The 24,573-nt window shown below is 64.6% G+C and carries 26 protein-coding genes and 1 tRNA gene; 2 read left to right on the top strand and 25 right to left on the bottom strand.

Features of this window, described 5'->3' with window-relative positions; genetic code table 11:
• Positions 1-14: 14 nt before the first annotated feature.
• The 10 genes from A9995_RS12195 to A9995_RS12155 form a co-directional block, all read right to left on the bottom strand.
• Positions 15-1,964, bottom strand: coding sequence for a potassium transporter Kup (locus A9995_RS12195; protein WP_067613402.1), 1,950 nt, complete (start codon positions 1,962-1,964; stop codon positions 15-17).
• A gap of 120 nt (positions 1,965-2,084) precedes the next feature.
• Positions 2,085-2,732, bottom strand: a complete 648-nt coding sequence (locus tag A9995_RS12190) for a tetratricopeptide repeat protein (protein WP_067613400.1) — start codon at positions 2,730-2,732, stop codon at positions 2,085-2,087.
• Positions 2,729-3,178: a cytochrome c-type biogenesis protein gene (locus A9995_RS12185; protein WP_233998202.1), complete on the bottom strand. Its 450-nt coding sequence runs from the start codon at positions 3,176-3,178 to the stop codon at positions 2,729-2,731. Before A9995_RS12185 ends, A9995_RS12190 begins: the two co-directional genes overlap by 4 nt.
• Complete coding sequence (locus A9995_RS12180; protein ID WP_067613394.1) at positions 3,175-3,705, bottom strand: DsbE family thiol:disulfide interchange protein; 531 nt, start codon at positions 3,703-3,705, stop codon at positions 3,175-3,177. Before A9995_RS12180 ends, A9995_RS12185 begins: the two co-directional genes overlap by 4 nt.
• On the bottom strand, positions 3,702-5,741 hold the full coding sequence (locus A9995_RS12175; protein WP_082992697.1) for a heme lyase CcmF/NrfE family subunit: 2,040 nt from the start codon (positions 5,739-5,741) through the stop codon (positions 3,702-3,704). The genes A9995_RS12180 and A9995_RS12175 overlap by 4 nt, the downstream gene beginning before the upstream one ends.
• Complete coding sequence (gene ccmE / locus A9995_RS12170; RefSeq protein WP_067613392.1) at positions 5,738-6,208, bottom strand: cytochrome c maturation protein CcmE; 471 nt, start codon at positions 6,206-6,208, stop codon at positions 5,738-5,740. Before ccmE ends, A9995_RS12175 begins: the two co-directional genes overlap by 4 nt.
• Complete coding sequence (locus A9995_RS17095) at positions 6,205-6,360, bottom strand: hypothetical protein (RefSeq protein ID WP_168157396.1); 156 nt, start codon at positions 6,358-6,360, stop codon at positions 6,205-6,207. Before A9995_RS17095 ends, ccmE begins: the two co-directional genes overlap by 4 nt.
• A 1-nt stretch (position 6,361) precedes the next feature.
• Complete coding sequence (gene ccmC, locus A9995_RS12165) at positions 6,362-7,081, bottom strand: heme ABC transporter permease CcmC (protein WP_067613389.1); 720 nt, start codon at positions 7,079-7,081, stop codon at positions 6,362-6,364.
• 49 nt (positions 7,082-7,130) lie between these two features.
• Complete coding sequence (locus tag A9995_RS12160; RefSeq protein WP_067613648.1) at positions 7,131-8,195, bottom strand: Glu/Leu/Phe/Val dehydrogenase dimerization domain-containing protein; 1,065 nt, start codon at positions 8,193-8,195, stop codon at positions 7,131-7,133.
• 89 nt (positions 8,196-8,284) lie between these two features.
• Positions 8,285-8,361, bottom strand: a tRNA-His gene (locus A9995_RS12155).
• Positions 8,362-8,583: 222 nt separating this feature from the next.
• On the opposite strand from A9995_RS12155, the gene A9995_RS12150 reads away from it, so the two are divergent.
• Positions 8,584-9,228 (top strand): 2OG-Fe(II) oxygenase, encoded by a 645-nt coding sequence (locus A9995_RS12150; protein WP_067613646.1) that lies wholly within the window; start codon positions 8,584-8,586, stop codon positions 9,226-9,228.
• Positions 9,229-9,360: 132 nt separating this feature from the next.
• On the opposite strand, the gene rpmE is transcribed toward A9995_RS12150, so the two are convergent.
• The 12 genes from rpmE to rpsB all read right to left on the bottom strand — a co-directional run bounded on the left by rpmE (position 9,361) and on the right by rpsB (position 21,133).
• Positions 9,361-9,585, bottom strand: a complete 225-nt coding sequence (gene rpmE, locus A9995_RS12145) for a 50S ribosomal protein L31 (RefSeq protein WP_067613387.1) — start codon at positions 9,583-9,585, stop codon at positions 9,361-9,363.
• 145 nt (positions 9,586-9,730) lie between these two features.
• Positions 9,731-10,228: a 3-hydroxyacyl-ACP dehydratase FabZ gene (fabZ, locus tag A9995_RS12140; protein ID WP_067613381.1), complete on the bottom strand. Its 498-nt coding sequence runs from the start codon at positions 10,226-10,228 to the stop codon at positions 9,731-9,733.
• A gap of 31 nt (positions 10,229-10,259) precedes the next feature.
• Positions 10,260-10,943, bottom strand: a complete 684-nt coding sequence (locus tag A9995_RS12135; RefSeq protein ID WP_067613379.1) for an OmpH family outer membrane protein — start codon at positions 10,941-10,943, stop codon at positions 10,260-10,262.
• The gene (gene bamA, locus A9995_RS12130; protein ID WP_067613375.1) at positions 10,943-13,606 is read right to left on the bottom strand and encodes an outer membrane protein assembly factor BamA; all 2,664 of its coding nucleotides are present in this window, start codon (positions 13,604-13,606) and stop codon (positions 10,943-10,945) included. Before bamA ends, A9995_RS12135 begins: the two co-directional genes overlap by 1 nt.
• 228 nt (positions 13,607-13,834) lie before the next feature.
• Positions 13,835-14,938 carry an RIP metalloprotease RseP gene (gene rseP, locus A9995_RS12125; protein WP_199797267.1) on the bottom strand — a complete coding sequence of 368 codons (1,104 nt, stop codon included), beginning with the start codon at positions 14,936-14,938 and terminating at the stop codon, positions 13,835-13,837.
• A 25-nt stretch (positions 14,939-14,963) separates the two neighbouring features.
• Positions 14,964-16,121, bottom strand: coding sequence for a 1-deoxy-D-xylulose-5-phosphate reductoisomerase (locus A9995_RS12120; protein ID WP_067613373.1), 1,158 nt, complete (start codon positions 16,119-16,121; stop codon positions 14,964-14,966).
• Complete coding sequence (locus A9995_RS12115; RefSeq protein ID WP_233998201.1) at positions 16,118-16,912, bottom strand: phosphatidate cytidylyltransferase; 795 nt, start codon at positions 16,910-16,912, stop codon at positions 16,118-16,120. The genes A9995_RS12120 and A9995_RS12115 overlap by 4 nt, the downstream gene beginning before the upstream one ends.
• Positions 16,899-17,540 carry a polyprenyl diphosphate synthase gene (gene uppS / locus A9995_RS12110; RefSeq protein ID WP_067613639.1) on the bottom strand — a complete coding sequence of 214 codons (642 nt, stop codon included), beginning with the start codon at positions 17,538-17,540 and terminating at the stop codon, positions 16,899-16,901. Before uppS ends, A9995_RS12115 begins: the two co-directional genes overlap by 14 nt.
• 127 nt (positions 17,541-17,667) lie before the next feature.
• Entirely contained in the window at positions 17,668-18,225 is a 558-nt protein-coding gene (gene frr / locus A9995_RS12105) for a ribosome recycling factor (protein WP_067613370.1), read from the bottom strand.
• Positions 18,226-18,330: 105 nt separating this feature from the next.
• Entirely contained in the window at positions 18,331-19,050 is a 720-nt protein-coding gene (gene pyrH, locus A9995_RS12100) for a UMP kinase (RefSeq protein ID WP_067613367.1), read from the bottom strand.
• Positions 19,051-19,353: 303 nt separating this feature from the next.
• Entirely contained in the window at positions 19,354-20,280 is a 927-nt protein-coding gene (gene tsf, locus A9995_RS12095) for a translation elongation factor Ts (RefSeq protein WP_067613364.1), read from the bottom strand.
• Between the two features lie 103 nt (positions 20,281-20,383).
• Positions 20,384-21,133, bottom strand: coding sequence for a 30S ribosomal protein S2 (rpsB, locus tag A9995_RS12090; RefSeq protein ID WP_067613362.1), 750 nt, complete (start codon positions 21,131-21,133; stop codon positions 20,384-20,386).
• 357 nt (positions 21,134-21,490) lie between these two features.
• Here rpsB and A9995_RS12085 point away from each other — a divergent pair, with 357 nt between their 5' ends.
• Positions 21,491-21,727, top strand: a complete 237-nt coding sequence (locus A9995_RS12085; RefSeq protein WP_067613360.1) for a hypothetical protein — start codon at positions 21,491-21,493, stop codon at positions 21,725-21,727.
• Here the strand turns inward: A9995_RS12085 and A9995_RS12080 are convergent.
• The 3 genes from A9995_RS12080 to A9995_RS12070 form a co-directional block, all read right to left on the bottom strand.
• The gene (locus A9995_RS12080; RefSeq protein WP_067613637.1) at positions 21,693-22,412 is read right to left on the bottom strand and encodes a phosphatidylcholine/phosphatidylserine synthase; all 720 of its coding nucleotides are present in this window, start codon (positions 22,410-22,412) and stop codon (positions 21,693-21,695) included. The genes A9995_RS12085 and A9995_RS12080 overlap by 35 nt on opposite strands.
• A gap of 155 nt (positions 22,413-22,567) precedes the next feature.
• A complete protein-coding gene (locus A9995_RS12075) occupies positions 22,568-23,320 on the bottom strand; it encodes a phosphatidylserine decarboxylase (RefSeq protein ID WP_067613358.1) in 753 nt (250 codons plus the stop codon).
• Positions 23,321-23,368: 48 nt separating this feature from the next.
• A complete protein-coding gene (locus tag A9995_RS12070) occupies positions 23,369-24,511 on the bottom strand; it encodes a beta-ketoacyl-ACP synthase III (protein ID WP_067613356.1) in 1,143 nt (380 codons plus the stop codon).
• Positions 24,512-24,573: the final 62 nt, after the last annotated feature.

The following is a 24,573-nucleotide window of genomic DNA, read 5'->3' as shown; positions in this document are numbered from 1 at the left end:
CCACTCCAGCGCCGTTAGATTTCCACCTGGCTTCCCAGCTCGACCACGCGGTTGGTCGGCAGCCGGAAGAACTCCATCGCGGTCGCCGAATTGCGCAGCATCCAGGCGAAGATCTTCTCGCGCCAGATCGGCATCCCCGGCTTGTCGCTGGCGATCAGCGTCTGGCGGCTGAGGAAGAAGCTGGTGTTCATCATGTCGAATTCCCCGCCGCAGCGCGACATGCTTTTGAGCCCCTTCGGCACGTCGGTTTCCTCCATAAAGCCGTAGTGCAGCACCGCGCGATAGAAGCCGTCGCCCAGATCGTGCATTTCGCATCGGGCGTTCTCGTCGACATAGGGTTCGTCGGCGATATCGATCGTCAGAATCACCACCCGTTCGTGAAGCACCTTGTTGTGCTTGATGTTGTGCAGCAGCGCCGAGGGTACGCCGGCGGTCTGGCTGGCCATGAAGATCGCGGTGCCCGGCACGCGGGTGGTGCTGTTCTTGGCCGATTTGGCGAAGATCTCGATCGGCAGCGCAACCTCGGTCATGCGATCGCGCATCAGCTTGCGCCCCCGTGCCCAGGTGGTGAGCAGGGTGAAGGCGAACAGACCGACCACCAGCGGGAACCAGCCACCATCGGCGACCTTGGTGAGGTTGGCGGCGAAATAGGCGCCATCGACGATCAGGAACACCAGCACCACCGGCGCGGCGTACCACCATTTCCATTTCCACACCCCGACGAAAAGCACCGCCATCAGCAGCGTGTCGATCGTTACCGCGCCGGTCACCGCGATCCCGTAGGCGGCGGCGAGGTTGGAGGAATTCTGGAAGGTCAGCACCAGGATGATCACCGCGACCATCAGCGCCCAATTGACCACCGGAATGTAAATCTGTCCGGCCTCGGTCTCGCTGGTGTGGCGGATCGAGAGGCGCGGGATGAAACCCAGCTGGATTGCCTGATGGGTGATCGAGAACGCGCCCGAGATGACCGCCTGGCTGGCGATGAAGGTCGCAACCGTCGCCAGCAGAACCAGCGGCAATCGGAAATCCTCGCTCGCGAGGAAGAAGAACGGATTCTGGATCGCTTCCTGCGCCATCTCGGGCGGCAGGCTCATCACCATGGCACCCTGGCCGAAATAATTGAGCAGCAGGCAGGGCATGACGAAGCCGAACCAAGACAGCCGCATCGGCCCGCGACCGAAATGGCCCATATCGGAATAGAGCGCTTCCGACCCCGTCACCGCCAGCACGACCGAACCCAGCGCGAGAAATGCCAGCCAGCCGTCGATGACAAAGAAATTGACTGCGTAATAGGGATTGAGCGCCCACAGCACTTCGGGATGCTGGAGGATCTGGTTGATCCCGAGCCCCGCGATGACGACGAAATAGACGATCATCACCGGCGCAAACAGCGCGCCCACCTTGGCGGTCCCGCGCTTCTGGATCACGAACAGCCCGATCAGCAGCACCAGCGCGATAGGGATGACCAGTTCCTCCATGTCGGGATTCACCACGGTCAGCCCCTCCACCGCCGAAAGCACCGAGATCGCAGGAGTAATCATCGAATCGCCATAGAACAGCGAGGTCGCGAATACCCCCAGCAGCACCGCAAGCCAGCCGTAACGCGAGCCGCTGATATGCCGCGAGATCAACGCCACCAGCGCAAGGCTGCCGCCCTGCCCCTTGTTGTCGGCGCGCATCAGGATGGTGACGTATTGCAGCGAGACGACCAACGTCATCGACCAGAAGATCAGGCTGACCACGCCGAGGATATGCATGCTGTCGAGCGCCAGCGGATGCGATCCCGCGAAGGTTTCGCGGAAGGCATAGAGCGGGCTGGTGCCGATATCGCCGAAGACGATACCGATCGCGCCGACGGCAAGCGCGCCCTTGGTCGCCTTCTTGCCGACACCGCTTGTGCCCGGTGTTCCGCCGGTGCCCTCGGCGGACGGGTGCTTCTGGGGCACCTGGCTTTCGCTCATAGGTGCGGCGTCCCTGCTCTCATGTGGTTGCCCCTTCGCGCGCGGCAGCAGTGCCGCTCCGCAAGGTGGGGGCGCTTAGCAGGAAGGTTTCGGGCGGGCAACACAGCGGCCCCATCCGGCCTAGCGGGTGGCGGGGGGTATCCCGCCTCCGGACAGCAGCGTGTCGAGCCGGTCCAGCCGTTCGACCAGACCCGGGCGCCACGGAGCGTCCGCTGGCGCGTCGGCGAGAATATCCGCCCACATCCGTCGCCCTTGCGCGAACTCGCCCTGCCGCAGCATCGCCAGGCCGACGAAATAGCCGGGGGCGGGATTGTCGCCGTCGAGTTCCTCGGCGCGGGCATAGGCGAACAGCGCGGCGGCGCTGAGCTGGCCTTGCGCGTGTTCGACCAGCACATTGCCCAGTGCGACCCAGGCCTCGTCGTCCGCGGGATTCTCGGCCACGGCGTTGCGCAGGAAATTTGCTGCATCCTCGTATTGTCCGCGCCGGGCGAAACCGTCGGAGCTGACGACGTAGCGCGACGGCATCGAGCCTACGGGATCGTAGAACTCGCGTCTTGCCTCAACCATCAGTTCGCCGGTTTCCACCACCCGCTCCGGATCGACGCTCGGGGCCGCCGGCTGGCCGGGCGCGCCATGCAGCGCATAGCCCGTCAGCCCGAACAGCAGCGTCGCGCCGAACAGCGTCCAGCCGCTGCGTGCCAGACCGAACAGCAAGGCCGCGGCAAGGAACCCAAGACCCGCCAGCGCAAGGATCGGCAGCCAGGTCATGCGCGCCTCGCGAAGCGGCGCCAGAAGATCGCGCCGGCCACCAGCAGGATCAACAGCGGCACCACGAAAAGCGGCCAGGTGGTTGCGCTGACCTGCGGCGTGTAACTGACATAATCGCCATAACGCTCCATCAGCCAGGCTCGGATCGCCTCGGGATGCTCGCCCGAGGCGACACTGATCCTGACCTGGTGGCGCATGTCGCCCGCCATGGGCGAATCGCTGTCGTTGATCGCCTGCGACTGGCATTCGAGGCAGCGCAGCGTCGCCATCAGCTCATGCGCGATGGCTTCCTGAGCCGGGTCGTCGAGCTGGCGATTGGCATAGGGTGCAGGCGGAAGCGATTGCTGCGCGAGCAGTGGCGCCCCCAGAGACAGCATCAGCAGCGCCATCAGGGCCATCAGGGCCTGTCGCAGCGCAGCGGCGGAGAACGGGCGCAAAGCGGTCATGCGCCCGCTTCCCGCAGCTTCTCAAGCAGCACCGGCACATCGGTTTCGCGAATGTCGCCGATATGCTGGTGGGTAATCCGGCCCTGCCCGTCGATCACGAAGGTTTCGGGGACGCCCGAGGATCCAATCGCGAACTGCACTTCGGACAAATCGTCGGCCCCGACCGCGACATAGGGATTGCCATGGCGTTCGAGGAAGCGTGCGACATCTTCGGGCCGGTCGCGGATGGCGATGCCGACGATCGGTGCGCCCTGCTCCTGCAATTGCTCGAGATAAGGCGCTTCGGCGATGCAGGGGACGCACCAGCTCGCCCATATGTTCAAGAGACGCGGCTGGCCGTCGCCGAACTGCGCGCTGGCGATCCCGGGCAGGTCGGTGGTGGCCGGACGCAGATCGAAATAGGGCAGTTCGCGGCCGACCATGCGGCTCTCGATGAATTCGTTCTTGGGCTGCGACAATTGGTAACCGGCCACACCGAAGAAGCCCGCAAACATCAGCAGGGGAACCCACAGGCGCCAGCCGCTCATAGCGCGCTCTCCTCGGGCCGCATGTCCTCGGAACGCATATCTTCGTAAGCCATGTCTTCGGAACCCATGTCCTCGGGGCGCATGTCCTCGGGGCGCATGTCCTCGCGGCGTTCGGCGGCGCGGCGGAGCACGCTGCGGTTCTTCAGGTCATCCCTGACCCGGCCGATGATGGCCAGCACTCCGCCCAGCGCCACCAGCAGGCCTCCATACCAGATCAGCGTCACGAATGGCTTCCACCACAGGCGCACCTGCCAGCGTCCGTCACCCGCCGACTCGCCCATGACCGCATACAACTGGCCGTTCCAGCGGGTGGCCAGCACGCTTTCGGCGGTGACTTGCGGCGGCGCCCAGAAGGTCCGCGACTGCGGGCGCATCGAGATCGGCTCGCCATCGCCGATCCTTGCGCTGAGCTGGCCTTCGATTGCGGTCCAGTTGGGCCCCGCGACCGGGACGATGGCGTCGAGCGTAACCGCCCATTGGCCGACCTGGGTGGTGTCGCCCGGTGCCAGCGCGGCGAGGCGCTCCTTGGTGAAGGCGCTTTCGCTGGCCATGCCGAACAGCGCCACCGCAATCCCGAAATGCGCCACCACCATGCCCCAGGTCGCGATCGGGACGCGCGTGAGCTTGCGCCCGCGCAGCGGCAGGAAGCTTGCCACGGTCAGCATTGCCGCGACCGCCAGCCCGAGCAACGGCAGCAGCGCGACATCGCCCAGGACTGCAATCAGCACCAGCGCGACCACCAGGATCGCGCCCAGCACGATCATCTCGCGCGAGATCCGCGCGAACCGGTCTTCGCGCCAGCGCAGCAGCGGGCCGACCGCCATCACCAGCAGCATCGGAATGACGAAGATCGCCCCGACGGGGTTGAAATAGGGCGGCCCGACCGAGACGCGGATATCGAAGGCTTCGGTGAGCAGCGGATAGAGCGTGCCGAGAAGGACGATTGCGAGGATCGCGCTGAGCATGACATTGTTGACCACCAGCGCGCCCTCGCGGCTGGCGATGGCGAAGCGCTTGCCTTCGGAGATGGTGCTGGCGCGCAGCGCGAACAGCAGCAGCGCGCCGCCGATATAGAGCGCCAGCAGCAGCAGGATGAAGGTTCCGCGCTCGGGGTCTACCGCGAAGGAATGGACGCTGGTGAGGATGCCCGATCGCACGAGGAAGGTGCCGAGCATGCTCATCGAGAAGGCGACCACGCCGAGCATGATCGTCCACACCCGCAAGGCGTCGCGCGCGGCCAGCACGCTGACCGAATGAAGCAGCGCGGTCGCGGCGAGCCACGGCATCAGCGAGGCGTTCTCGACCGGGTCCCAGAACCACCAGCCGCCCCAGCCCAGCTCGTAATAGGCCCAGTATGAGCCCGCAGTGATCCCGACGGTGAGGAACACCCAGGCGCCCAGCACCCAGGGCCGCATCGCGCGGGCGAAGGCCGGGGTGACCTCGCGCGTGATCAGCGCGCCGACCGCGAAACTGAAGGCGATCGAGAGACCGACATATCCGAAATAGAGCGTCGGCGGGTGGAAGGCGAGCCCGATATCCTGCAGCAGCGGGTTGAGCCCCATCCCCTCGGCGGCGGGGATCGGCAACCGCTCGAACGGGTTCGAGCTGAGCAGCAGGAAGGCGTAGAACCCCAGCGCCACGAAGCCCTGCGCCGCGAGCACCGCCTGCATGGTGCGGTCGGGCAGGCGTCGCTCGACCACCGCGATCAGAGCGCCCGCCAGCGCCATCACCGTGACCCACAGCAGCATCGAGCCCTCGTGATTGCCCCAAGCGCCCGACAGTTTGAACACCATCGGCTTGAGCGCGTGCGAATGGCTCGCGACCAGCTTCACCGACAGGTCGGTGATCGCGAAGACATAGAGCAGCGCGCAGAAGGAAAGCCCTGCGAACACGCCCTGAACCACCGCTGCCGGGCGGATCAGCCCGCCGAGCTCGGTGGTCGTGCCCGCGCGTACGGAGAGGAACCCGGCGATCGTCTGCAGCCCCGCCAGAGCGGCGGCGAGCCACAGTGCGGCAAGACCGAGTTCGGCGATCATTCGAGCCCGACCGTGGTGTCTTTGGCGAATTCCGCGGCCTCGAGCCCGGTCATGCCTTCCAGTTCGCGGGGGACGTAATTCTCGTCGTGCTTCGCCAGCAGGTTGTCGGCGATGAAGATCCCGCCGGGGGCAAGCCGACCTTCGGCGACCACGCCCGAGCCCTCGACGAACAGATCGGGCGCGATCCCGGCAAACTGCACCGGCACCCGCGCGCCGTCATTGCCGGCGACCATGAAGCGCAGCGTGAAACCGTCCGCGTCGGTCGCCAGCGAGCCTTCCTCGACCATGCCGCCCAGCCGGACCGCCTGGCCGATCGCCGGCGGGTCGTCGCGCATCTGCTCGGGGAGGTAGAAATAGCTCGCCTGGCTGCGCAGCGCATAGGCCGCGAGCAGCCCCGCCGCGACCAGCGCGATCAGCGCGACCACGACCAGCACGAGGCGCTGGTGCTTGGGTTTGAGCGCGCTCACTGGCCGCGCATCCGGTCGCGGGCAAGGTCGCGGCGGCGTTCGGCGCGGCGCATCGCCAGCCAGCTCCAGCCGGTCATCGCGACGATGCCGATCACCCCCACCGCATAGGCGGCAAGAACGAAATCCCACTGGTCGAGCGCTTCGCGGATCACCTCATGCCTCCATCGCCTTGCGCCGCAGCCGCGAGTCGGCTTGGGCATCGGCCAGCAAGGCGCGCATCCGCATCAGCACGATCGCGCCGAACAGTAGCGAGAAGCCAAGCACCGAGACAAGCAGTGGGACCAGAAACTCGGCATCGATGCTGCTGCCCCCGGCGGTAATGCTGGGCGGCTGGTGAAGAGAATTCCACCATACCACCGAACGGTTGATGATCGGGATGTTGACCGCGCCCAACAATCCGAAGATCGCCGGGATCCGCGGGCTCACGCCTTCGCGCTCGGCGGCCTGCGCCAGCGCGATATAGGCCAGATAGAGGAACGCCAGCACCAGCATGCTGGTCAGCCGCCCGTCCCAAACCCACCATGTTCCCCAGGTCGGACGCCCCCAGATCGATCCGGTGATCAGACACAGCGCAGTAAACACCAGCCCCGGCACCGCCGCGCCGCGCGCCGCCAGATTGGCGAGCGGATGGCGCCAGACGAGATAGACCAGGCTGGAAAGCGCAATCGCCGACCAGCCGCCCATCCCAAGCCAGGCGGCGGGGACGTGGAGGAAAAGGATGCGCACGGTCTCGCCCATCAGCCGGTCGGGCGGAACGACGAAAAACCCCCACAGCAGAGCGCCGGTTACGAGCACCAGTCCGCCCACCAGCAGCAAAGGGGTCAGCCAGCGGGCCAGCGACAGGAAGCGCTTGGGATTGGCGAAGCCATGCATCGGATATCACCATTCTGACAGGCTCCCGCGCCGGGTGCAAGAGCCCGGATCAGCGTCCGATCAGCTTTTGTGCCATCCGGTCCGCGACCTGGTCGGGCGAGACGCCGCTAATGTCGCTTTCGGTCCATATTTCCTCGAGCCGTCCGGGGATCTGCGCGAGCCGCTTGCGGACTTCGTTGATGTCGCAATCCTTGCCTTCTCGGCGGCTGAGATATTCCAGGGTGACGCTGATGATGCCGCCGGCGTTGATCACGTAGTCGGGGGCGTAGAGGATGCCGCGCTCGGCCAGCAGCTGGCCGTGGTGTGCGCGCGCAAGCTGGTTGTTGGCCCCGCCCGCGACCACCGCACAATCAAGCCGCGCGATACCGTCGTCGTCGAGCACCGCGCCCAGCGCGTTGGGACTGAAGACATCGCAGGTCACGCCCATAACCGCATCGCTGGCGCAGGTCTCGGCATCGAGCTCGCGCGCGAGTTCTTCGACCCGGTCGCGGTGGATGTCCGACAGGGTCAGCCGCGCGCCATCCTTGGCGAGCAGGCGGGCGACTCCGCCACCGACGCTGCCGGTGCCTTGGATCGCGACATGGACGCCTGCGACGCTGTCCTTGCCCAGCTTGTGGCGAACCGCCGCCCTGATGCCGTGATAGATGCCCATCGCGGTGAAGGGTCCCGGGTCGCCGCCAGCCGCAGCCGCATCGCTGTTGGGAAGGCCGGAGACATATTGGGTGCGCTCGGCAACCAGCGCCATATCGGCTTCGGAGATGCCGACATCCTCGGCGGTGACATATTGGCCATTGAGCGCTTCGACCGCATCGGCAAAGGCTGCGAGCATTTCGGGGCTTTTGCCCTTGGCCGCGTCGGCCAGGATCACGGCCTTGCCGCCACCCATCGGCAGCCCGGCCATGGCGTTCTTGTAGCTCATGCCGCGGCTCAACCGCAGCGCGTCGCGAATGGCATCCTTGGGATCGGGATAATGCCAGAACCGCGTTCCGCCGGCACCGGGTCCGAGATGGGTGGAATGGAGCGCGATGATCGCGGTCAGACCGGACTTGGGATCGCGGACGAGCTGGACCAGTTCGTGGTCGTCGTAATCCGCTTCGGTCCAGAATGCCGTCATATTGGTATCGATCCCGTCCAGAATGAGCGCAGCCCGCGGGCCCGCTTCGTGCAATTGCGGCCCGGCGGGGCTCGCGGATGGGGGGAAAATGGGGCGATCGACGGGTCTTGAACCCGCGACCTCCGGTACCACAAACCGGCGCTCTAACCAACTGAGCTACGATCGCCACATGCCCCCGGGCCGGCCATGTACCGGGCCCGTGAAGTGGGGGCTGTTACTGCGCTGAACCCAAGCGTCAAGCGGCTTGGGGGCGCGGCGCGTGCCTGTTGCATATGGCGGGCTGGATGGGAAGGGAAAAAGGCGTCTCGACATCGGCTGGCGCAATTATCTTTCCCGGTCGGTTTCGCCCGGCTTGTTCCTGGCGACCGGATCGATAAGGATCGGGGAGATGAACTCCCCAGGCGAATCCTCGGCGGCGCGGCTGCTCGCCCACAAAGGCGCGCAACGCGTACCGACCGACAGGCTCGAACTGTTCCAGCTGCGCAGCTTCATCGATCCCGACCTGTGCAGCCAGCTGATCGAGATGATCGAGACCGATCGCCGCCCTTCCACAATCGCCGACGACAATGGCGACCGCTATTTCCGCACCAGCGAAACCTGCGACCTCGCTCCCGGCAATCCCGCCGTGCAGGCGCTGGAAGAGCGGCTGCTGGCGCTGTCGGGGATCAATCCGGTGCATGGCGAACCCGTGCAGGGCCAGCGCTACGATGTCGGACAGGAATTCAAACCCCATTGCGACTGGTTCAATCCCGACGGTCAGGATTACGAACAATATTGCGCGGTCGCCGGACAACGGACCTGGACCTTCATGGTCTATCTCAACGAGGTCGAGGCCGGCGGCGCGACCCGCTTCAAGACCATCGGCAAGAGCTTTGCCCCGGAGGCGGGCAAGCTGGTGTGCTGGAACAACCGCCGCCCCGATCCGGACGGTTTTCCTCGCGGCAATCCCAACACGCTCCACCACGGAATGAAGGTGCGCAAGGGCCGCAAATACGTGATCACCAAATGGTACCGCGAACGGCCCTACATCTAGATTCGAGCCCTGGATCCAGAAGCTGAAAAGGGCCCGGATACGGAAAGGGCGGCCCCGTCGGACCGCCCTCCCTCACGACCTTGCGGCCGCAACTGGTGAACCCTGCCCCCGCCGATGCGGAGGAACCGGGGATTATTTCTTGAGGCTGAGCCCGCCAAAGCGCTTGTTGAAGGCGGCAACGCGGCCACCTTCCTGCAGCTGCTGACGACCGCCGGTCCACGCCGGGTGGCTGGTGGGGTCGATGTCGAGCGAGAGCGTGTCGCCCTCCTTGCCCCAGGTGGAGCGAGTCTGGAATTCGGTACCATCGGTCATCTTGACGTTGATGGTGTGGTAATCGGGATGGGTTTCGGCCTTCATGGCTCGTGTCTCCAAGCGTGAGGACCGGTTCCGACCGGCCCCGCTGTGTATCGGGAAGGCGCGCGTCTAGTTTGGGTTGTTTCGGAAAGCAACCGAAGTTTTGTATTCCGCACGCGATCCGGCCTGCGGAAACAATAAACAGAAGCTATGCTGCTGGCGGGTCCGCGATCATCGCGGTGAAATCGACCTCGCAGGTGGTCTTGCCCTCGACGCTGGCCTTGCCCTTGAACTTGTAGACCCGGCTGCGCTTCTGGGTGAATTCCACTTCCATCTCGAGCAGGCAGCCCGGCGTCACGGGAGCGCGGAACTTGGCGTTCTCGATCCCCATGAAATAGACCAGCTTGCCAGAACCGGCGAGGCCGAGCGTCTCGATCCCGAGGATCGCGGCGGCCTGCGCCATCGCCTCGACCTGCAGCACGCCGGGCATGATCGGCGCGCCGGGGAAATGGCCCTGGAAGAACTCCTCGTTGAATGAGACCGCCTTGACCGCATGGATCCGCTCGCCATGCTCGATCGAGCGCACCCGATCGACCAGCAGCAGCGGATAGCGATGCGGCAGCGCTTTCAGCACCCCCCTGATGTCGAGGCTCTTGACCTCGGAACCTTCGGATCCGGCGCCCGGGGCGCTGCCGCTATCGCTCATTTCTGTCACTCTTTACGCGTGCCGATAGCGGTCAGCGGCCGCTCGGCTGCTGCGCCGGCGGGGTCTGCTGCTGAGCCTGCTGCGCTTGCTGTTGCTGCGCGATCGCGAAAATCTGCTGGACCTGCTGATAGACCGAGACGGACTGGCGCGAGGGCTGCCAGCCGGCTGGCGGCGTGGTCTGCACGCTCGGCACCGCGGTGTTGAGCGCGGCGACGATCTTGGTCGTCATGTCCGCCGCGGGTGCCGAATAGATCACCGCGTCGGGTGTTATCACCATCTGCACCTGGTTCTGGGTCACGACCTGCTGCAGAACCGGGCTGTACTGGCGCAGGATCTGCTCGAGCGCATAGACGCGCGCCAGATCGATCTGGTTGCTGAGCTGGCCGACTTCCTGCTCGATCTGCTGGATCTGCTGCCACTGCGGCGTGGCCTGCGCCGCAGCCTGCTCCGCCTCGTCGAGCCCGCCATCTCTATTGGTGTCGAGCTGCGTCAACAGCGTCTCGATCTGCTGCTGGCGCTGCTGGATGGTGGTGATCTGCGTCTGATAGGTGGTTCCGACCTGCTGAAAGGCAGTGCGCAGCGCGTTGGTTTGAGCGATGGCGAGCGGGATGTTGACCACGCCGATGTTGCCCTGGACCTGCGCGCTGGCCGGAGCAGCGGCGAAAACGGCGACGGCGAGGCTCGCCGAAGCGACCGATTTGGCAAAGAATTTCATTAGAATTGCGTTCCTACGTTGAAGGAAAAGAGTTTGGTGTCATCGCCCGGCTGTTTCTTGAGCACATGAGCTAGATCGATCCTGAACGGGCCGAAAGGCGAGTTCCAGTTGACCCCGATGCCTACCGAAATGCGCGGGCTTGGGCTGTCGCCGAGGAAGACTTCCTCGAACGCCGGAATGGTGTTCCCCTGGGCCAGGAAGCCTTCGGGAATGGGATCGCCCTCCGGGATTGCCACAGTGGTGCTAAGCTCACCATTAGCGCCCGGCTTAAAGAAGATCGGATTGCCGTTGGCATCGCGCTGCGGATTGAAAAATTCGCCCCCGAGCGGATTTTGCAGCAGGATGGGGTTGGTGATGTTGAACAGACCACCAACATCGAGGAAGACCGAGGGGCGCAGACCCAATTCGCGCGCACCGGTTCCCAGCGGGATCTCAATTTCCGCGCGGCCCATATAGTAAGCGGTGCCGCCAAGCGCATCGTCCTGAATGCTGTCGCGGTCGGTTACCACTTCACCGATACCATCGCCGTCCGGATCGATTATCGGGCGCCGAAGCACGCGCGGGCCCACGCCGCGGATGTCGAAACCGCGGATCTGCGGCTCGCCGAGGAAGAAGCGATCGGTCAGGCGGACATCGTCGGTTCCCGGAATGCCCCGGTCCTCGAAGCTGCGGATTGCGCCGCCTTCCGCGGTTAGTGCGAGGATGAACCCGGCAGGAAGCGGATAATACTGACCGGCCTTGCCGCGCACGCGCAGATATTTCACCGAGCCGCCCAGCCCGGCATATTCGGTGGTGATCGAGAGGTTGCGACCACGCGTGGGGCGCAGGCGGCTGTCGGTGGAGTCGATCGAGAACGTCAGGCCGAGGATCGAGCTCGTCCGCTCGCCGATCGCGTCACACAGGAAGCGGGTGGCCAGGAACGGATCGCAGGTTGCGATTCCGTCGCCATCGGTATCGCTGAAAAACCGGCCCTCGTCGATCGAGACATTGTCGTTGTTGAGCGTATAGCTGGCGAACAAAGACGAATATTCGCTCAGCGGCACGCCGGCGCGCAGCGAGAAACCGGTGGTCGACTGTTCAAACGTGCTGTTGCGATTCCGGTTGAACCCGAAATTGCTGTAGTCCTTGCGATAGACATCGACACCCGCCGAGATATTCCGGTCGAACAGATAGGGCTCGGAGAAGCTGGCCTGCGCCGAGCGCGAGAAGCGCGAATAGTTGAGGCTGAGCCCGACCGTCTGGCCGCGACCGCGGAAATTGCGCTGGCGGATCGACCCCTGCAGGATGAAGCTCTCGAGCGAGGAGAAGCCCGCCGACAGCTGCAGTTCGCCGGTTGCCTGCTCCTCGACATTGGCCTCGAGGATGATCCGGTCCGGGGCGCTGCCCTCGACTTGGGTGATCTCGAAATTCTCTTGGAAGAAGCCGAGCGAATTGATCCGAGCCGCCGAACGCTTGACCTGGAGCGAGTTGAACGCGTCGCCCTCGGCCACGCGGAATTCGCGGCGCACGACCTTGTCCTGCGTCAGCGTGTTGCCATTGACGTCGATCCGCTCGACATAGACACGCGGGGCCTCGCGCAGCAAGAAGGTCACGTCCATCGTGAGGTCTTCCTTGCTGCGGTTGAACTGCGGCGCGACGTCGGCGAAGGCATAGCCGAAGGTGCCGGCGAGATCGGTCAGTTGTTCGACCGTGTTCTCGACCTGCTCGGCATTGTACCAGTCGCCGCGCTGCATCGGCAGGCGCCCGGTCATCGAGGCGCTATCGAAGTCGCGCAACTCGCTTTCGACCTTCACTTCGCCGAATTTGTAGCGTTCGCCTTCCTCGACGACATAGGTGATGATGAAATCGCGCTGATCGGGCGTCAGTTCGGCAACTGCAGAGACCACGCGGAAATCGGCGTAGCCCTGCGTCAGGTAGAACTGGCGCAGCTTCTGCTGGTCGAACGCCAGCCGGTCGGGATCGTAGCTGGTGTTGGAACTCAGGATACTGAGCAGCCGTGCCTGCTTGGTGATCATCTCGCCGCGCAGATCGCCGTCCGAGAACGCCTCATTGCCGATGATGTTGATCTGCTGGACCTTGGACTTGGGGCCTTCGTCGATCTCGAAGACCACATCGACGCGGTTCTGAGCCAGCTGGACCATCTGCGGCTCGACCGTCGCGGCAAAGCGGCCCTGACGCTTGTAGAGCTCGATGATCCGCGCGACATCGGCGCGGACCTTCGAACGGGTGAAGATCTGCCGCGGCGCGAGCCTGATCTCGGGGACGATCTTGTCGTTCTTGATCCGGTCGTTGCCTTCGAGAATGATGCGGTTGATCACCGGGTTCTCGACCACGGTAATCAGCACATTGCCGTTCTCGAAGCGGACATCGGCGGTGGCGAACAATTCGGTGGCGTAGATGTCCTTGAGCACCTCGTCGCCGACCACCTGGCTCCATTCCTCGCCCGGACGCAGCCTGATGTAGGACAGGATCGTCTGCGCCTCGAGCCGCTGGGCGCCCGCGACCGAAATCGTCTGCACGATCTCGCCCTGCTGGGTGGCGGCCGGAGCGGCAGTTTGCGCTGCAGCGGGAGCCGGCGGTTGCGTGGCTTCCGGATCGGCAGGCGCATCCTGCGCCATGCCCGCGACCGGCAGACCCGCGAGGATCGTCCCCGCCATCAGCATAGCGGGAAGCCGCCAGGCGCGCTTCGATTCTACTGCGGAGATCTTATAAGTATTGTTCGACAAGGAGATACCCGTCCCATAAACTTCGTCGGACCCGGACAATACGCTATCTCCCGGAGGGGCGACACCGCTGATCCGGGCAGGCTCGCTGCCCTTTGCCCGATGCGCCCCATGCAATCAAGCACTGCAGGCGACGTAACGGACGGCCGACGCTTCCTTTGACCCCGGCTAATTCCCGAAAACGGGAAGGCTCACCAGATCGTTGATCGTGACGAATATCATCAGCATGAGCACGAGGGCCATGCCGGTGCGATACGCCAATTCCTGACTGCGCTGCCCGACCGGCTTGCGGCGGATCGCTTCCGCCGCATAGAAAGCCAAGTGCCCGCCGTCGAGAGCCGGAATTGGCAGCAGGTTGATGAATGCCAAGTTAAGCGAGATCAGCGCAACGAAGTTGACGAAGGTGATCGCCCCCATGCTCAGCTGCTCGCCGGAATATTTGGCGATCTTGACCGGCCCGCCCAGCTCCTGAACCGAACGTTCGCCGGTGAAAATCTGCGCGATTCCCGTCAGCATCATATCCATCACCCCGATCGAGTGATCGACCGCCAGCCCGATGGCCGCGATCGGCCCAGCGCGTTCGTAAACATAGTCCGACCCGGCCGACTGGATCCCGACCAAGCCGATCTTGGAACTGTTGCCGAAGCGGTCCTCCATCTCCTCGGCGCGGACCGTGACCGGATAGCTGCGCTCGGTGCCGTCGCGCTCGACCGTGAAGGCCAGCGTTCGCCCGGGATAAAGCATCACCGCATCCTGCACGGCGGAGAAATCTTCCACCGCACTGCCTTCGATGGCGACGATCCGATCGCCCACTTCCAGCCCGGCATCGCGCGCCGGAGACTGTTCGGGGAAAGCCTCGATGGTCAGCTGGCGCTCGGGATCGGCAGCAACCGGCTGGCCGTAGAAAGCGAAGAAGCCGGCAAAGATAACCAGAGCGATCAATACGTTGGTCGCCGGACCTGCGAAGACGATCAAAGCGCGCTTCCACAGCGACGCCTGATGGAACCCGCCCACGATATCTTCGTCCGTCGCGCTGGCGTCGGGAACGCTCGCGGGGTTCATATCGCCCTTGAACTGGACATAGCCCCCCAGCGGCAGCGCCGAGAGCTTCCAGCGAGTACCGCGGCGGTCGGTCCAGCCGGCGATCTCCTTGCCGAACCCGACCGAGAATGCCTCGGCCTCGACCCCGAACCAGCGTCCGACGAGATAATGACCCAGCTCGTGCAAGGTTATGAGCGGGCCCAGCAGCAGCGGGAAGCCGATGAGATACATCCAGAAGGGGATCGAAGCGTCCAAGTCAGGCAGACTCCAGCAAAGAGGTAGCAGTGGCACGGGCCGCGTGATCGATCATCAGGACTTCGTCGAGCGCGTGCGGTGCGGGCGGCAGGTTTCCGCTTTCCAGCACCTGCTCGACCAATAATGCGATCCGGGTGAACCCAATCTTACCGGCGAGGAAGGCTGCGACCGCCACTTCGTTGGCGGCGTTGAGAACGGCGGGCATCGCCCCGCCCGCTTCGGCCGCCTGGCGCGCAAGCCTGGTCGCGGGGAAACGGGTCTCGTCGGGCGCCTCGAAGGTCAGTTCACCGATCGCGGCGAGATCGAGCGGTTCGCAGGGCGATTCCATGCGCGCCGGCCAGGCGAGGCAAGAGGCGATCGGCACCCGCATGTCGGATGGCCCGAGCTGCGCCAACGTCGAACGGTCGCGGAACTCGACCATCGAGTGGATCACGCTTTGCGGATGCACCACGATGCCGAGCTTATCGAGCCCGACGGGAAACAGGTGATGGGCCTCGATCAGTTCGAGCCCCTTGTTCATCATGGTCGCCGAATCGACACTGATCTTGGCGCCCATGTCCCAATTGGGATGCGCCACCGCCTGCGCCGGGGTGGCAGCTTCGAGCTGCGCCAGCGTCCATGTCCGCAAGGGGCCGCCGCTGGCGGTGAGAGTGATCTTTGATACTTCGGCCAGATCGTTTCCGGCGAGGCACTGGAAGATCGCGTTGTGTTCCGAATCGACCGGCAGCAAAGTCGCGCCGCTGCGCGTGACCGCGGCGGTCATGACTTCGCCGGCGGAGACCAGCGCTTCCTTGTTGGCCAGCGCCACCGTGCCGCCCTGCTCGATCGCCGCCATAACCGGCGCGAGACCGGCGCAGCCGACAATGGCCGCGACAGTCATGTCGACGGGGCGCGAGGCGACTTCGCAAAGCGCGTTGCGCCCGGCGGCAGCCTCGATCCCGCTGCCCGCCAGCGCATCGCGCAAATCGGCAAGGCAGCTTTCGTCGGCCACCACCGCGATCTCGGCGGAAAATTCGCGCGCCAGGCTTGCCAGTTCGGCGACGTTGCAATTGGCTGTCAGCGCCACCACCCGCCAGTCGGCGCGGTTGCGGCGGATCAGGTCGAGCGTCGAGGCTCCGACCGATCCGGTAGCGCCGAGGATTGTGAGCGAGCGGGTCATGCCGCTGGCGCCAGGATCAGCCCGGCGAGCAGCGCGACCGGGATCAGCCCATCGGTGCGGTCGAACACCCCACCGTGGCCGGGAATGAGATTGGAGGAATCCTTCTTGCCCGCGCGCCGCTTGAGCCAGCTTTCGAAGAAATCGCCCGCCTGCGCCGCGACCGCGAACACCGCGCCCGCGCCCACGATCTGCGCCAGCTCGACCGCATCATAGCCAATCATGTCGAACGACCCGCGCCCGGCCAAGACCCAGACGAAGCCGGCCAGCCACAGGCTCGCGCCGACCACCCCGCCGAGTAGCCCGGCCCAGGTCTTGGACGGACTGATCGCGGGCGCGATCTTGGGGCCGCCGATGGTGCGGCCGAAGAAATAGGCGAAAGTATCGACGAAGATCACCGTACCGATCACCCCGACCATCAGGAACACCGGCATCTGCGTCAGGAACAGCCCGGCAAAGCCGATATAGGCCAGGCCGAACACCAGCGCGACGCCCCGCCCCGACCAGCTGGAAAAGGCACGGTGGCCCAGCAGCACGAATTCCGCAAATGTCGCCAGCGCAACCGCGGCGATGAACCCGGTCAACCACGGTCCGCCCGCCCAGACCGCCGCAGCGGCCAACGCGATCATCACCAGCGCGGATGCCGCACGGACCGGAAGATCCGAGGTCCGGATCGACACCGGGACCTTGACGTAGCGCTGCATCCGCGCGCGCACCCGGTCGCGCTTGCGCCCCGGCGCGGCCTCGAGCGCGTCCTGCGGTTCGTCGCTCGGCGTCGGTTCAGCGTCCGCCAAAGCGTCGCTCCCGCTCGGCATATTGCGCCAGCGCCTCGGCCAGATGCGCGGGCGTGTAATCGGGCCACAGCACATCGGTGAAGATCATCTCGGCATAGGCCGCTTGCCACAGCAGGAAATTCGACAGCCGCACCTCGCCGCTGGTGCGTATCAGCAGGTCGAGCGGCGGGAGATCGGCGGTGTAGAGATGGCGGGCGATGCTCGCTTCGGTCACCTCGCCCTCCTTCGCCGCGAGCGCCGCGGCGCGGACGATTTCCTGGTGCGAACCGTAGTTGAGCGCCACCGCGAGAATCCGCGAACCATTGGCGGTCTGTTCCAGCGCATCTTCGATCATGGCGACAATATCGGGCGCCAGCGCCTTGTAATCGCCGACGATTTTCAGGCGGACGTCATTGGCGACGAAATCGGGCAGGTCGGAGACGATGAACTTGCGCAGCAGCCCCATCAGATGGTCGATCTCGTCCTCGGGGCGCTTCCAGTTCTCGCTGCTGAACGCATAGAGCGTCAGGCAGTCGAGCCCCATCGGCTCGACCTCGCGGACCAGCTTGCGCACCGCCTCGACCCCACGCTGGTGACCGATGGCGCGCGGCAGGTGCCGCCGCTTGGCCCAGCGACCATTGCCATCCATGATGATCGCGACATGGCGCGCGCGACCGGGGTCGGCATTCGCAGTCGCGCTCGCTGGCTCGGTCACGGGTGCGGCCAATGGTGCAGGCCCTGATGCAGGCTCTGGGCCGGACAGGAGGGATCGGTTCTCACTGAGTGAGGATTTCCTTCTCCTTCGCCTCGGCGACCTGGTCGGCCTCGGCGACATGCTTGTCGGTCAGCTTCTGGACCTCGTCCTCAAGACGCTTGCGATCGTCCTCGGAGATTTCCTTCTTCTTCTCGTCTTCCTTGAGCGCTTCCATCGCATCGCGGCGCACGTTGCGGATCGCGATCTTGGCGTTCTCCGAATACTGCCCGGCGAGCTTGGCCAGTTCCTTGCGGCGCTCCTCGGTAAGATCGGGGAGCGGCAGGCGGATGGTCTGGCCGTCGGTCATCGGGTTGAGACCCAGATTGGCGCGGGCGATACCCTTTTCCACCGCGGTGGTGTTGGCCTTGTCCCAAACCTGCACCGCGAGCATCCGCGGCTCGGGCGCGTTGACCGTGGCCACCTGGTTGAGCGGCATGATCGAGCCATAGACATCGACCGTCACCGGATCGAGCAGGGCGACATTGGCGCGGCCCGTCCGCAGGCCCGAGAGATCGCCCTTGAGGCTTTCCACCGCGCCCGCCATGCGGCGCTCGATATCGCTTTTGTCGTATTTGGCCATGGTCGGAATCCTCGGTCTGCTTGTGGTCGGTTCGAAAAGTCGATCGGTATGAAGAGTCTGGTCGTTGAGGTCTATCGGACGCTGCGCGCTCTGTCGCGTCGGCGGCTACGCCTTGCCGACAATGGTCTGGACTCCCTCGCCCGCCAGCACCCGCGCCAGATTGCCCTGCTCGCGGATCGAGAACACCACGATGGGGATATCGTTGTCGCGGCACAGCGAGACCGCGCTGGCATCCATAACCTTGAGATTGTCTGCGAGCACGCGGTCGTAACTCACGGTGTCGTAACGCTTTGCGTCAGGATTTTTCTTAGGGTCGGAATCATAGACGCCATCGACGCTGGTGCCCTTGAGCAGCGCGTCGCAGCGCATTTCCGCAGCGCGCAGAGCGGCGCCGCTGTCGGTGGTGAAATAGGGCGCGCCGACGCCTGCCGCGAAGATCACGATGCGGCCCTTCTCGAGATGGCGCTCGGCGCGGCGGCGGATCACCGGCTCGCAGACCTTGTCCATCTCGATCGCCGACTGGACCCGGGTGGGCACGCCCAATTGCTCGAGCGCATTCTGCATCGCCAGCGCGTTCATCACCGTGGCGAGCATGCCCATGTAATCGGCCTGCGCGCGGTCCATCCCCTGCGCCGCGCCCGCCATCCCGCGGAAGATATTACCGCCGCCGATGACGAGGCAGATCTCGAGCCCGCCCGCCTGCGCGGATTTCACTTCCTTGGCGAGTTCCATCACGAAGGCAGGGTCGATCCCGAACTGCTGATCCCCCATCAGCACTTCGCCCGACAGCTTGAGCAGGACGCGTTTGATCGGAGGCATGGGCATGGGGCGAGAGCTGTCCGTTAAATCCAAGGGTTGCGGCTCCTTAGCCCCCTCGTGGCGGAGGCGCAAAGGGGAAAGGGGATGTCGACCTCAAGCGGGATCAAAGCGCGATTTCCTGCACGCAAGACGCGCGCTGGCCCTACTCCGGTTTCTTGCACCCGCGATTCGGCGTTCTAACCGCCCGGGCAGCCCCACCCCCTCCCGATGTGTTTCATCAACCAACTCCGCGCGACTCGGGAGAAGCGCACAAAAACGGCCGCCGAACAGAAGTCCGGCGGCCGCAAATTGTAGGAGTTGGTTTCGCGCTCAGCCCTTGACGGCAGCCGCCACTTCCGCGGCGAAATCGCTCGCTTCCTTCTCGATGCCCTCGCCGAGCTGGAAGCGGACATAGTCCTTCAGCTCGATCGCATGGCCGGCATCCTTGCCCGCCTTGGCGACGACGTCGGCAATCGCGGTCTTGTTGTCCATGACGAAAACCTGGCTCAGCAGCGCGTTTTCCTTGGCGAACTTCTTGATCGCACCCTCGACCATCTTGTCCTGGACCTCGGCGGGCTTGCCGCTCTCGGCTGCCTTCTCGGCCGCGATCTTGCGCTCGCGCTCGATGGTCTCGGCGTCGAGACCCTCGGCGTTGAGCGCCTGCGGGAAAGCCGCGGCGATATGCATCGCCAGCTGCTTGCCGAGCGGTTCGAGCACATCGGCACCCGCTTCGCTTTCGAGCGCGACGAGCACGCCGATCTTGCCGAGGTTGGGTGCGACCGCATTGTGCATATAGGGCACGACCATGCCCTTGGAGACCGATACGGTCTTCATGCGGCGGATCTGCTGGTTCTCGCCGATGGTGGCGACATTGTCGGTCAGCTTGTCGCTCACGGTGCCGCCGTCGGGGTAGTCGAGGCCCTTCAATGTCTCGACATCATCGCCCGATGTCTTGAGCGCGGTCTCGGTGACCTTGCGGACGAAGTCCTGGAACCGGTCATTCTTGGCGACGAAGTCGGTCTCGGAATTGACCTCGACCGCAACGCCCGTGGTGCCTTCGACGGCAACGCCAACGAGGCCTTCGGCCGCGGTGCGGCTGGACTTCTTCTGCGCGGTGGCGAGACCCTTGGCGCGGAGCGCATCGACGGCTGCTTCGAGGTCACCGTCGCATTCGACGAGCGCCTTCTTGGCATCCATCATGCCCGCGCCGGTGCGCTCGCGCAGCGCCTTGATGTCGGCGGTGGTGAAATTCGCCATGGTGGGATCCTTCTTGAAAGATGTGCGGCGCCGGGCCGAGATTAATCGGTCCGGCGCCTAGACTGGAGTTTTGACGGGCGCATGACGCACCCGCGCAGGCTGATCAGGCCGCGGCTTCTTCCGGCGGATTTTCCATCGCGCCGAAATCCTTACCGCTGTCGATCACGCCTTCGCCCTTGCCCGCACGGGCCGCTTCGCCGATCGCGTCGCAATAGAGGCGAACCGCGCGGCTGGCGTCGTCATTGCCCGGAATCGGGAAGGCGATGCCGGTGGGATCGGTGTTGGTGTCGAGCACCGCAATCACCGGAATGCCGAGGACGTTCGCTTCCTTGATCGCGAGTTCTTCCTTGTTGGCGTCGATCACGAACATCACGTCGGGAATGCCGCCCATGTCGCGGATGCCGCCAAGCGAGAGCTCGAGCTTGTCGCGCTCGCGCGTCAGCTGGAGGACTTCCTTCTTGGTCAGACCCGAGGTGTCGCCCGAGAGCTGCTCCTCGAGCGTCTTGAGACGCTTGATCGACCCCGAGATCGTCTTCCAGTTGGTGAGCATCCCGCCCAGCCAGCGGTGGTTGACGAAATGCTGGCCCGAGGCGCGCGCGGTTTCCGCAATCGCGTCCTGCGCCTGGCGCTTGGTGCCGACGAACAGAACCTTGCCACCCGAACGCGCGGACTGCGCAACGAAATCGAGCGCGCGCGCGAACAGCGGCACGGTCTGCGACAGGTCGATGATGTGGATGCCGTTGCGCGCGCCGAAGATATACGGCTTCATGCGCGGGTTCCAGCGGTGGGTCTGGTGGCCGAAATGGGCGCCAGCCTCGATCAATTGCTGCATCGTGACGGTAGGAGCCGCCATAAGTAAATTCCTTTCCGGTTTGACCTCTGGAAGGCTGGAACCCGAGATGCGGAGAATTCCCGCTATCGGGCACCGGTATGAAGCGCCTGCCATGTGGATTTGTCTGCTGGGAGCCGAGCCGGAAATGGCCGAATCCATGGCAGACGCCGAGCCCTTACCGCAGGCTGCTGGCTGAATCCACCGTCAATTCGTCGCTCTCCAGAGTCCTGCAGGCGCGATTCTGCTTGACTGGCAAGAACAAATAGAGAACACCGGGTGTGTCGTCGGAACGATTATCGGGCGATTGAAGTTTTCCACAGGCTATCCACATCCTGTCCACCGGACTGCGGACGGCACCAAGATAAGGAAAGACGCCCGATGTTTGCTCTTGTTCTGACTGCGCTCCTGGTCCTGCTGGCACTTGCCAGCGTGGCGGTGCTGGCCGATAGCGGATTGCGCTGGTGGTCGGCTTTCGGAGCGCTGAAACGGCAACTGGCCGATGGCGATCGCAGTTGCGCGCAAGCGCCCACCACTGGGCGTCGCCGTATCGCCGATCGTTCGCCGCTGGGATCGCGCACGCTTATGTCGAAGGTCGCGCTGCGCGCTGCCGCCTGATTTTCGCGTATCGCATCCAGCCGTAGGGCAGTGCGGCGAGATAGCCGAGACAGATCACCACCAGCGTCCACCATGGCTCCAGCAACAGAGCGGCAAACAGCAGCCCGACAACCGCGAGCAGTTCGAGCCGGATGGTCCGGCGCGGTCGCAACGACGTCCAGCTCATGGTCGCAAGGTTCGAAATCATCAGCACGGCGATGATCGCCAACCATGGTCCGACCAGCAGCGGATCGCGGAAGAACTCCTGACCCGTCGCCATCCAGAAGTAGAACGGCAGGAACGCCAGACCGGCGGCCACGGGCGCGGGAATGCCGGTGAGGAAGCCGGCAGATTTGTGCGGCTGTTCGTCGGTATCGATCTGTGCGTTGAAGCGTGCGAGCCGCAGCGCGCAGCAGATGGCAAAGGCCAGCGCCGCAAACCAGCCGAGCCGCGACATATCCTGAAGCGACCACAGATAGATGATGATCGCCGGCGCGGTGCCGAAGGAGAGCGAATCCGCCAGGCTGTCGAGTTCGGCGCCAAACCGCGACTGCGCATTGAGCATCCGTGCGATCCGCCCGTCGAGCCCATCGAGCAGACCGGCGAGAATGATCGCGAAGACCGCCAGGCTCCACTGTCCCGAAATTGCGAAGCGGATGCCGGTGAGCCCTGCGCACAGCGCAGCGGCAGTGATCGCATTGGGCATCAGCGCCCTCAGCGTGAGACCGCGCGGGCGCGCCTGCGTGGTTTCGAAAGCTTCGTCTTCGGTCGCCTTGGGCCCCAGGCGCGGACGATCGCCCCTTGGATCGGCGCGGGGATCGGCTCGTGAATCGGCTCGTGGATTTACTCGCGGATCGATGCTCACTGGCTTACCCCCTCGATCAGTTTCCGGGTTCCGATTTCGCCGAGCACGGTCTCGCCGGCAACGCACCGCTGGCCGAGCAGAACACTGGAATCGGTGCCCGCGGGCAGATAGATATCGACCCTGCTACCGAAGCGTATCAGGCCGACGCGTTGCCCGGCCCCGACAGTGTCGCCCGGCTTGACGAAGGGTACGATCCGTCGTGCCACCAGGCCTGCGATCTGGGTAAAGCCGATCCGCGTCCCGTCGGCGCGCTCGATCAGGATGTGCTGGCGCTCGTTTTCCTCGCTCGCCTTGTCGAGATCGGCATTCATGAACTTGCCCGGCAGATAGACCAGCCGCCGGATCACGCCGGCTATCGGCGCACGATTGATGTGGACGTCGAAGACGCTCATGAAGATTGAGATCCGCGTCACCAACCCATCGGGCAGGCCTTCGAGGCCGCTGCCGTCGTCGATCTTGAGTTCTTCGGGCGGTTCGACCTGCACGATCAACGAGACCAGGCCATCTGCAGGGGACACGATCAGCGCATCCTCGTGCGGGACCACCCGCTCCGGATCGCGGAAAAAGGCGAAGACACCGGCAGACAGCGCCAACAATGGCCAGCCGATGATCTCCCAATCGAACAGGAGCAGGAAAACCAGGCTGACAGCGACTGCGATCAGGCCGTATTTGCGACCTTCGGGATGAATGCGGGGGAAGGACCAGGCGACATCGCCGCGGCCCTGATTGTCGAGGAGTTCGCCTGCCATCGGCATCGTCTAGGGTACGCGCTGCCCAGCCGCAAGCGCGCGGGCGCCCTACCCTGCTTTGCGGAGAAAAACCGTGCCGGCGGAATAGCCTGCGCCGAAGCTGCAGATCAGCCCGGTGTCGCCCGCTTGCAGATCCTCGCTGTTCAGATGGAAGGCGATGATCGACCCCGCGCTCGAAGTGTTGCCATAGGTGTCGAGCACGGTCGGGCTCTCGTCCTCGCTGGCTTCATGACCCAGCACCCGCTGGGCAATCAGGCGGTTCATCCCCGCATTCGCCTGGTGCAACCACAGCCGCCGCAAACCCTGCGGATCGATCTCGAGCCTCTCGGCCTCCTCGACGATCATCTGCGCGACCATCGGGACGACTTCCTTGAACACCTTGCGGCCTTCCTGGACAAAGAGCTTGTCGGGCGCATCCACAGTCTCGGGATGCGCGCGGTTGAGATAGCCGAAATTGTTGCGGATATTGTTGGAAAACACCGTCTTGAGGCGGGTTCCGAGAATATCCCAATGAACCGCCGGCGCCATCGCCGCATCCTCCACCAGCACCGCGGTCGCCACATCGCCGAAAATGAAGTGACTGTCGCGATCACGCCAGTTGAGATGGCCGCTGGTGATTTCGGGGCTGACCACCAGGACGCTTCGCGCGTTGCCAGCGCGGATGTAGTCGGCAGCAGTCTGGATCCCGAAGGTCGCCGAGGAACAAGCGACGTTCATATCGAAGGCGAAGCCGTCGATCCCCAGCGCCTGCTGGATCTCGATTGCCATCGCCGGATAGGGCCGCTGCATGTTGGATGCCGCACACAGCACCGCATCGACATCGCCCGGCTCGCGGTCTGCGCGCTGCAGCGCATCGCGCGCCGCCTTCACACCGATCTCCGCGAGGATGGACAGTTCGTCGTCGGCGCGCTCGTCGAGCCTTGGCGCCATGATCGCAGGATCCAGCAACGCTGCCTTGGTCATCACGTGGCGGGACTTGATCCCGCTCGCCTTCTCGATGAATTCGACCGAACTGGGTTGCAAGGCTTCGAGCTCGCCCGAGGCGATCGCCGCCGCGTTCTCGCCATTGAAGCGCTCGACATAGAGGTTGAAACTCTGGACCAGTTCGTCGTTGCTGATGCTTTCCTGGGGCGTGAACAATCCGGTGGCGGAGATGACGGGACGACCGGACGGAACGATATCTGCTGTCATGGCCGGCACGCGTAATCCCACGTAACCGCGACGGCAAGGCCGCGTCTGCCGGGCGCTGCTTG

Source organism: Erythrobacter sp. QSSC1-22B, assembly GCF_001678665.1.
GTDB lineage: Bacteria > Pseudomonadota > Alphaproteobacteria > Sphingomonadales > Sphingomonadaceae > Qipengyuania.
Note: the sequence above shows the minus strand (reverse complement) of the source record. Positions and strands in the feature narration are given on the sequence as shown.

Bases quoted from the DNA above. Each gene is read 5' to 3' on its own strand.
- A9995_RS12080 (WP_067613637.1), bottom strand. From the start codon at position 22,412: ATGCCCAATGCGATCACTGCCGCTGCGCTGTGCGCAGGGCTCACCGGC.
- uppS (WP_067613639.1), bottom strand. From the start codon at position 17,540: ATGGATGGCAATGGTCGCTGGGCCAAGCGGCGGCACCTGCCGCGCGCC.
- A9995_RS12135 (WP_067613379.1), bottom strand. From the start codon at position 10,943: ATGAAATTCTTTGCCAAATCGGTCGCTTCGGCGAGCCTCGCCGTCGCC.
- frr (WP_067613370.1), bottom strand. From the start codon at position 18,225: ATGGCCAAATACGACAAAAGCGATATCGAGCGCCGCATGGCGGGCGCG.
- ccmC (WP_067613389.1), bottom strand. From the start codon at position 7,081: ATGCATGGCTTCGCCAATCCCAAGCGCTTCCTGTCGCTGGCCCGCTGG.
- fabZ (WP_067613381.1), bottom strand. From the start codon at position 10,228: ATGAGCGATAGCGGCAGCGCCCCGGGCGCCGGATCCGAAGGTTCCGAG.
- A9995_RS12150 (WP_067613646.1), top strand. From the start codon at position 8,584: ATGAACTCCCCAGGCGAATCCTCGGCGGCGCGGCTGCTCGCCCACAAA.
- A9995_RS12190 (WP_067613400.1), bottom strand. From the start codon at position 2,732: ATGACCTGGCTGCCGATCCTTGCGCTGGCGGGTCTTGGGTTCCTTGCC.
- A9995_RS12185 (WP_233998202.1), bottom strand. From the start codon at position 3,178: ATGACCGCTTTGCGCCCGTTCTCCGCCGCTGCGCTGCGACAGGCCCTG.
- A9995_RS12120 (WP_067613373.1), bottom strand. From the start codon at position 16,121: ATGACCCGCTCGCTCACAATCCTCGGCGCTACCGGATCGGTCGGAGCC.
- A9995_RS12085 (WP_067613360.1), top strand. From the start codon at position 21,491: ATGTTTGCTCTTGTTCTGACTGCGCTCCTGGTCCTGCTGGCACTTGCC.
- A9995_RS12175 (WP_082992697.1), bottom strand. From the start codon at position 5,741: ATGATCGCCGAACTCGGTCTTGCCGCACTGTGGCTCGCCGCCGCTCTG.
- rseP (WP_199797267.1), bottom strand. From the start codon at position 14,938: ATGTATCTCATCGGCTTCCCGCTGCTGCTGGGCCCGCTCATAACCTTG.
- A9995_RS12070 (WP_067613356.1), bottom strand. From the start codon at position 24,511: ATGACAGCAGATATCGTTCCGTCCGGTCGTCCCGTCATCTCCGCCACC.
- A9995_RS12180 (WP_067613394.1), bottom strand. From the start codon at position 3,705: ATGAGCGGCTGGCGCCTGTGGGTTCCCCTGCTGATGTTTGCGGGCTTC.
- rpmE (WP_067613387.1), bottom strand. From the start codon at position 9,585: ATGAAGGCCGAAACCCATCCCGATTACCACACCATCAACGTCAAGATG.
- A9995_RS12160 (WP_067613648.1), bottom strand. From the start codon at position 8,195: ATGACGGCATTCTGGACCGAAGCGGATTACGACGACCACGAACTGGTC.
- tsf (WP_067613364.1), bottom strand. From the start codon at position 20,280: ATGGCGAATTTCACCACCGCCGACATCAAGGCGCTGCGCGAGCGCACC.
- A9995_RS12075 (WP_067613358.1), bottom strand. From the start codon at position 23,320: ATGGCAGGCGAACTCCTCGACAATCAGGGCCGCGGCGATGTCGCCTGG.
- rpsB (WP_067613362.1), bottom strand. From the start codon at position 21,133: ATGGCGGCTCCTACCGTCACGATGCAGCAATTGATCGAGGCTGGCGCC.
- bamA (WP_067613375.1), bottom strand. From the start codon at position 13,606: ATGCTGATGGCGGGGACGATCCTCGCGGGTCTGCCGGTCGCGGGCATG.
- pyrH (WP_067613367.1), bottom strand. From the start codon at position 19,050: ATGCCCATGCCTCCGATCAAACGCGTCCTGCTCAAGCTGTCGGGCGAA.
- A9995_RS12195 (WP_067613402.1), bottom strand. From the start codon at position 1,964: ATGAGCGAAAGCCAGGTGCCCCAGAAGCACCCGTCCGCCGAGGGCACC.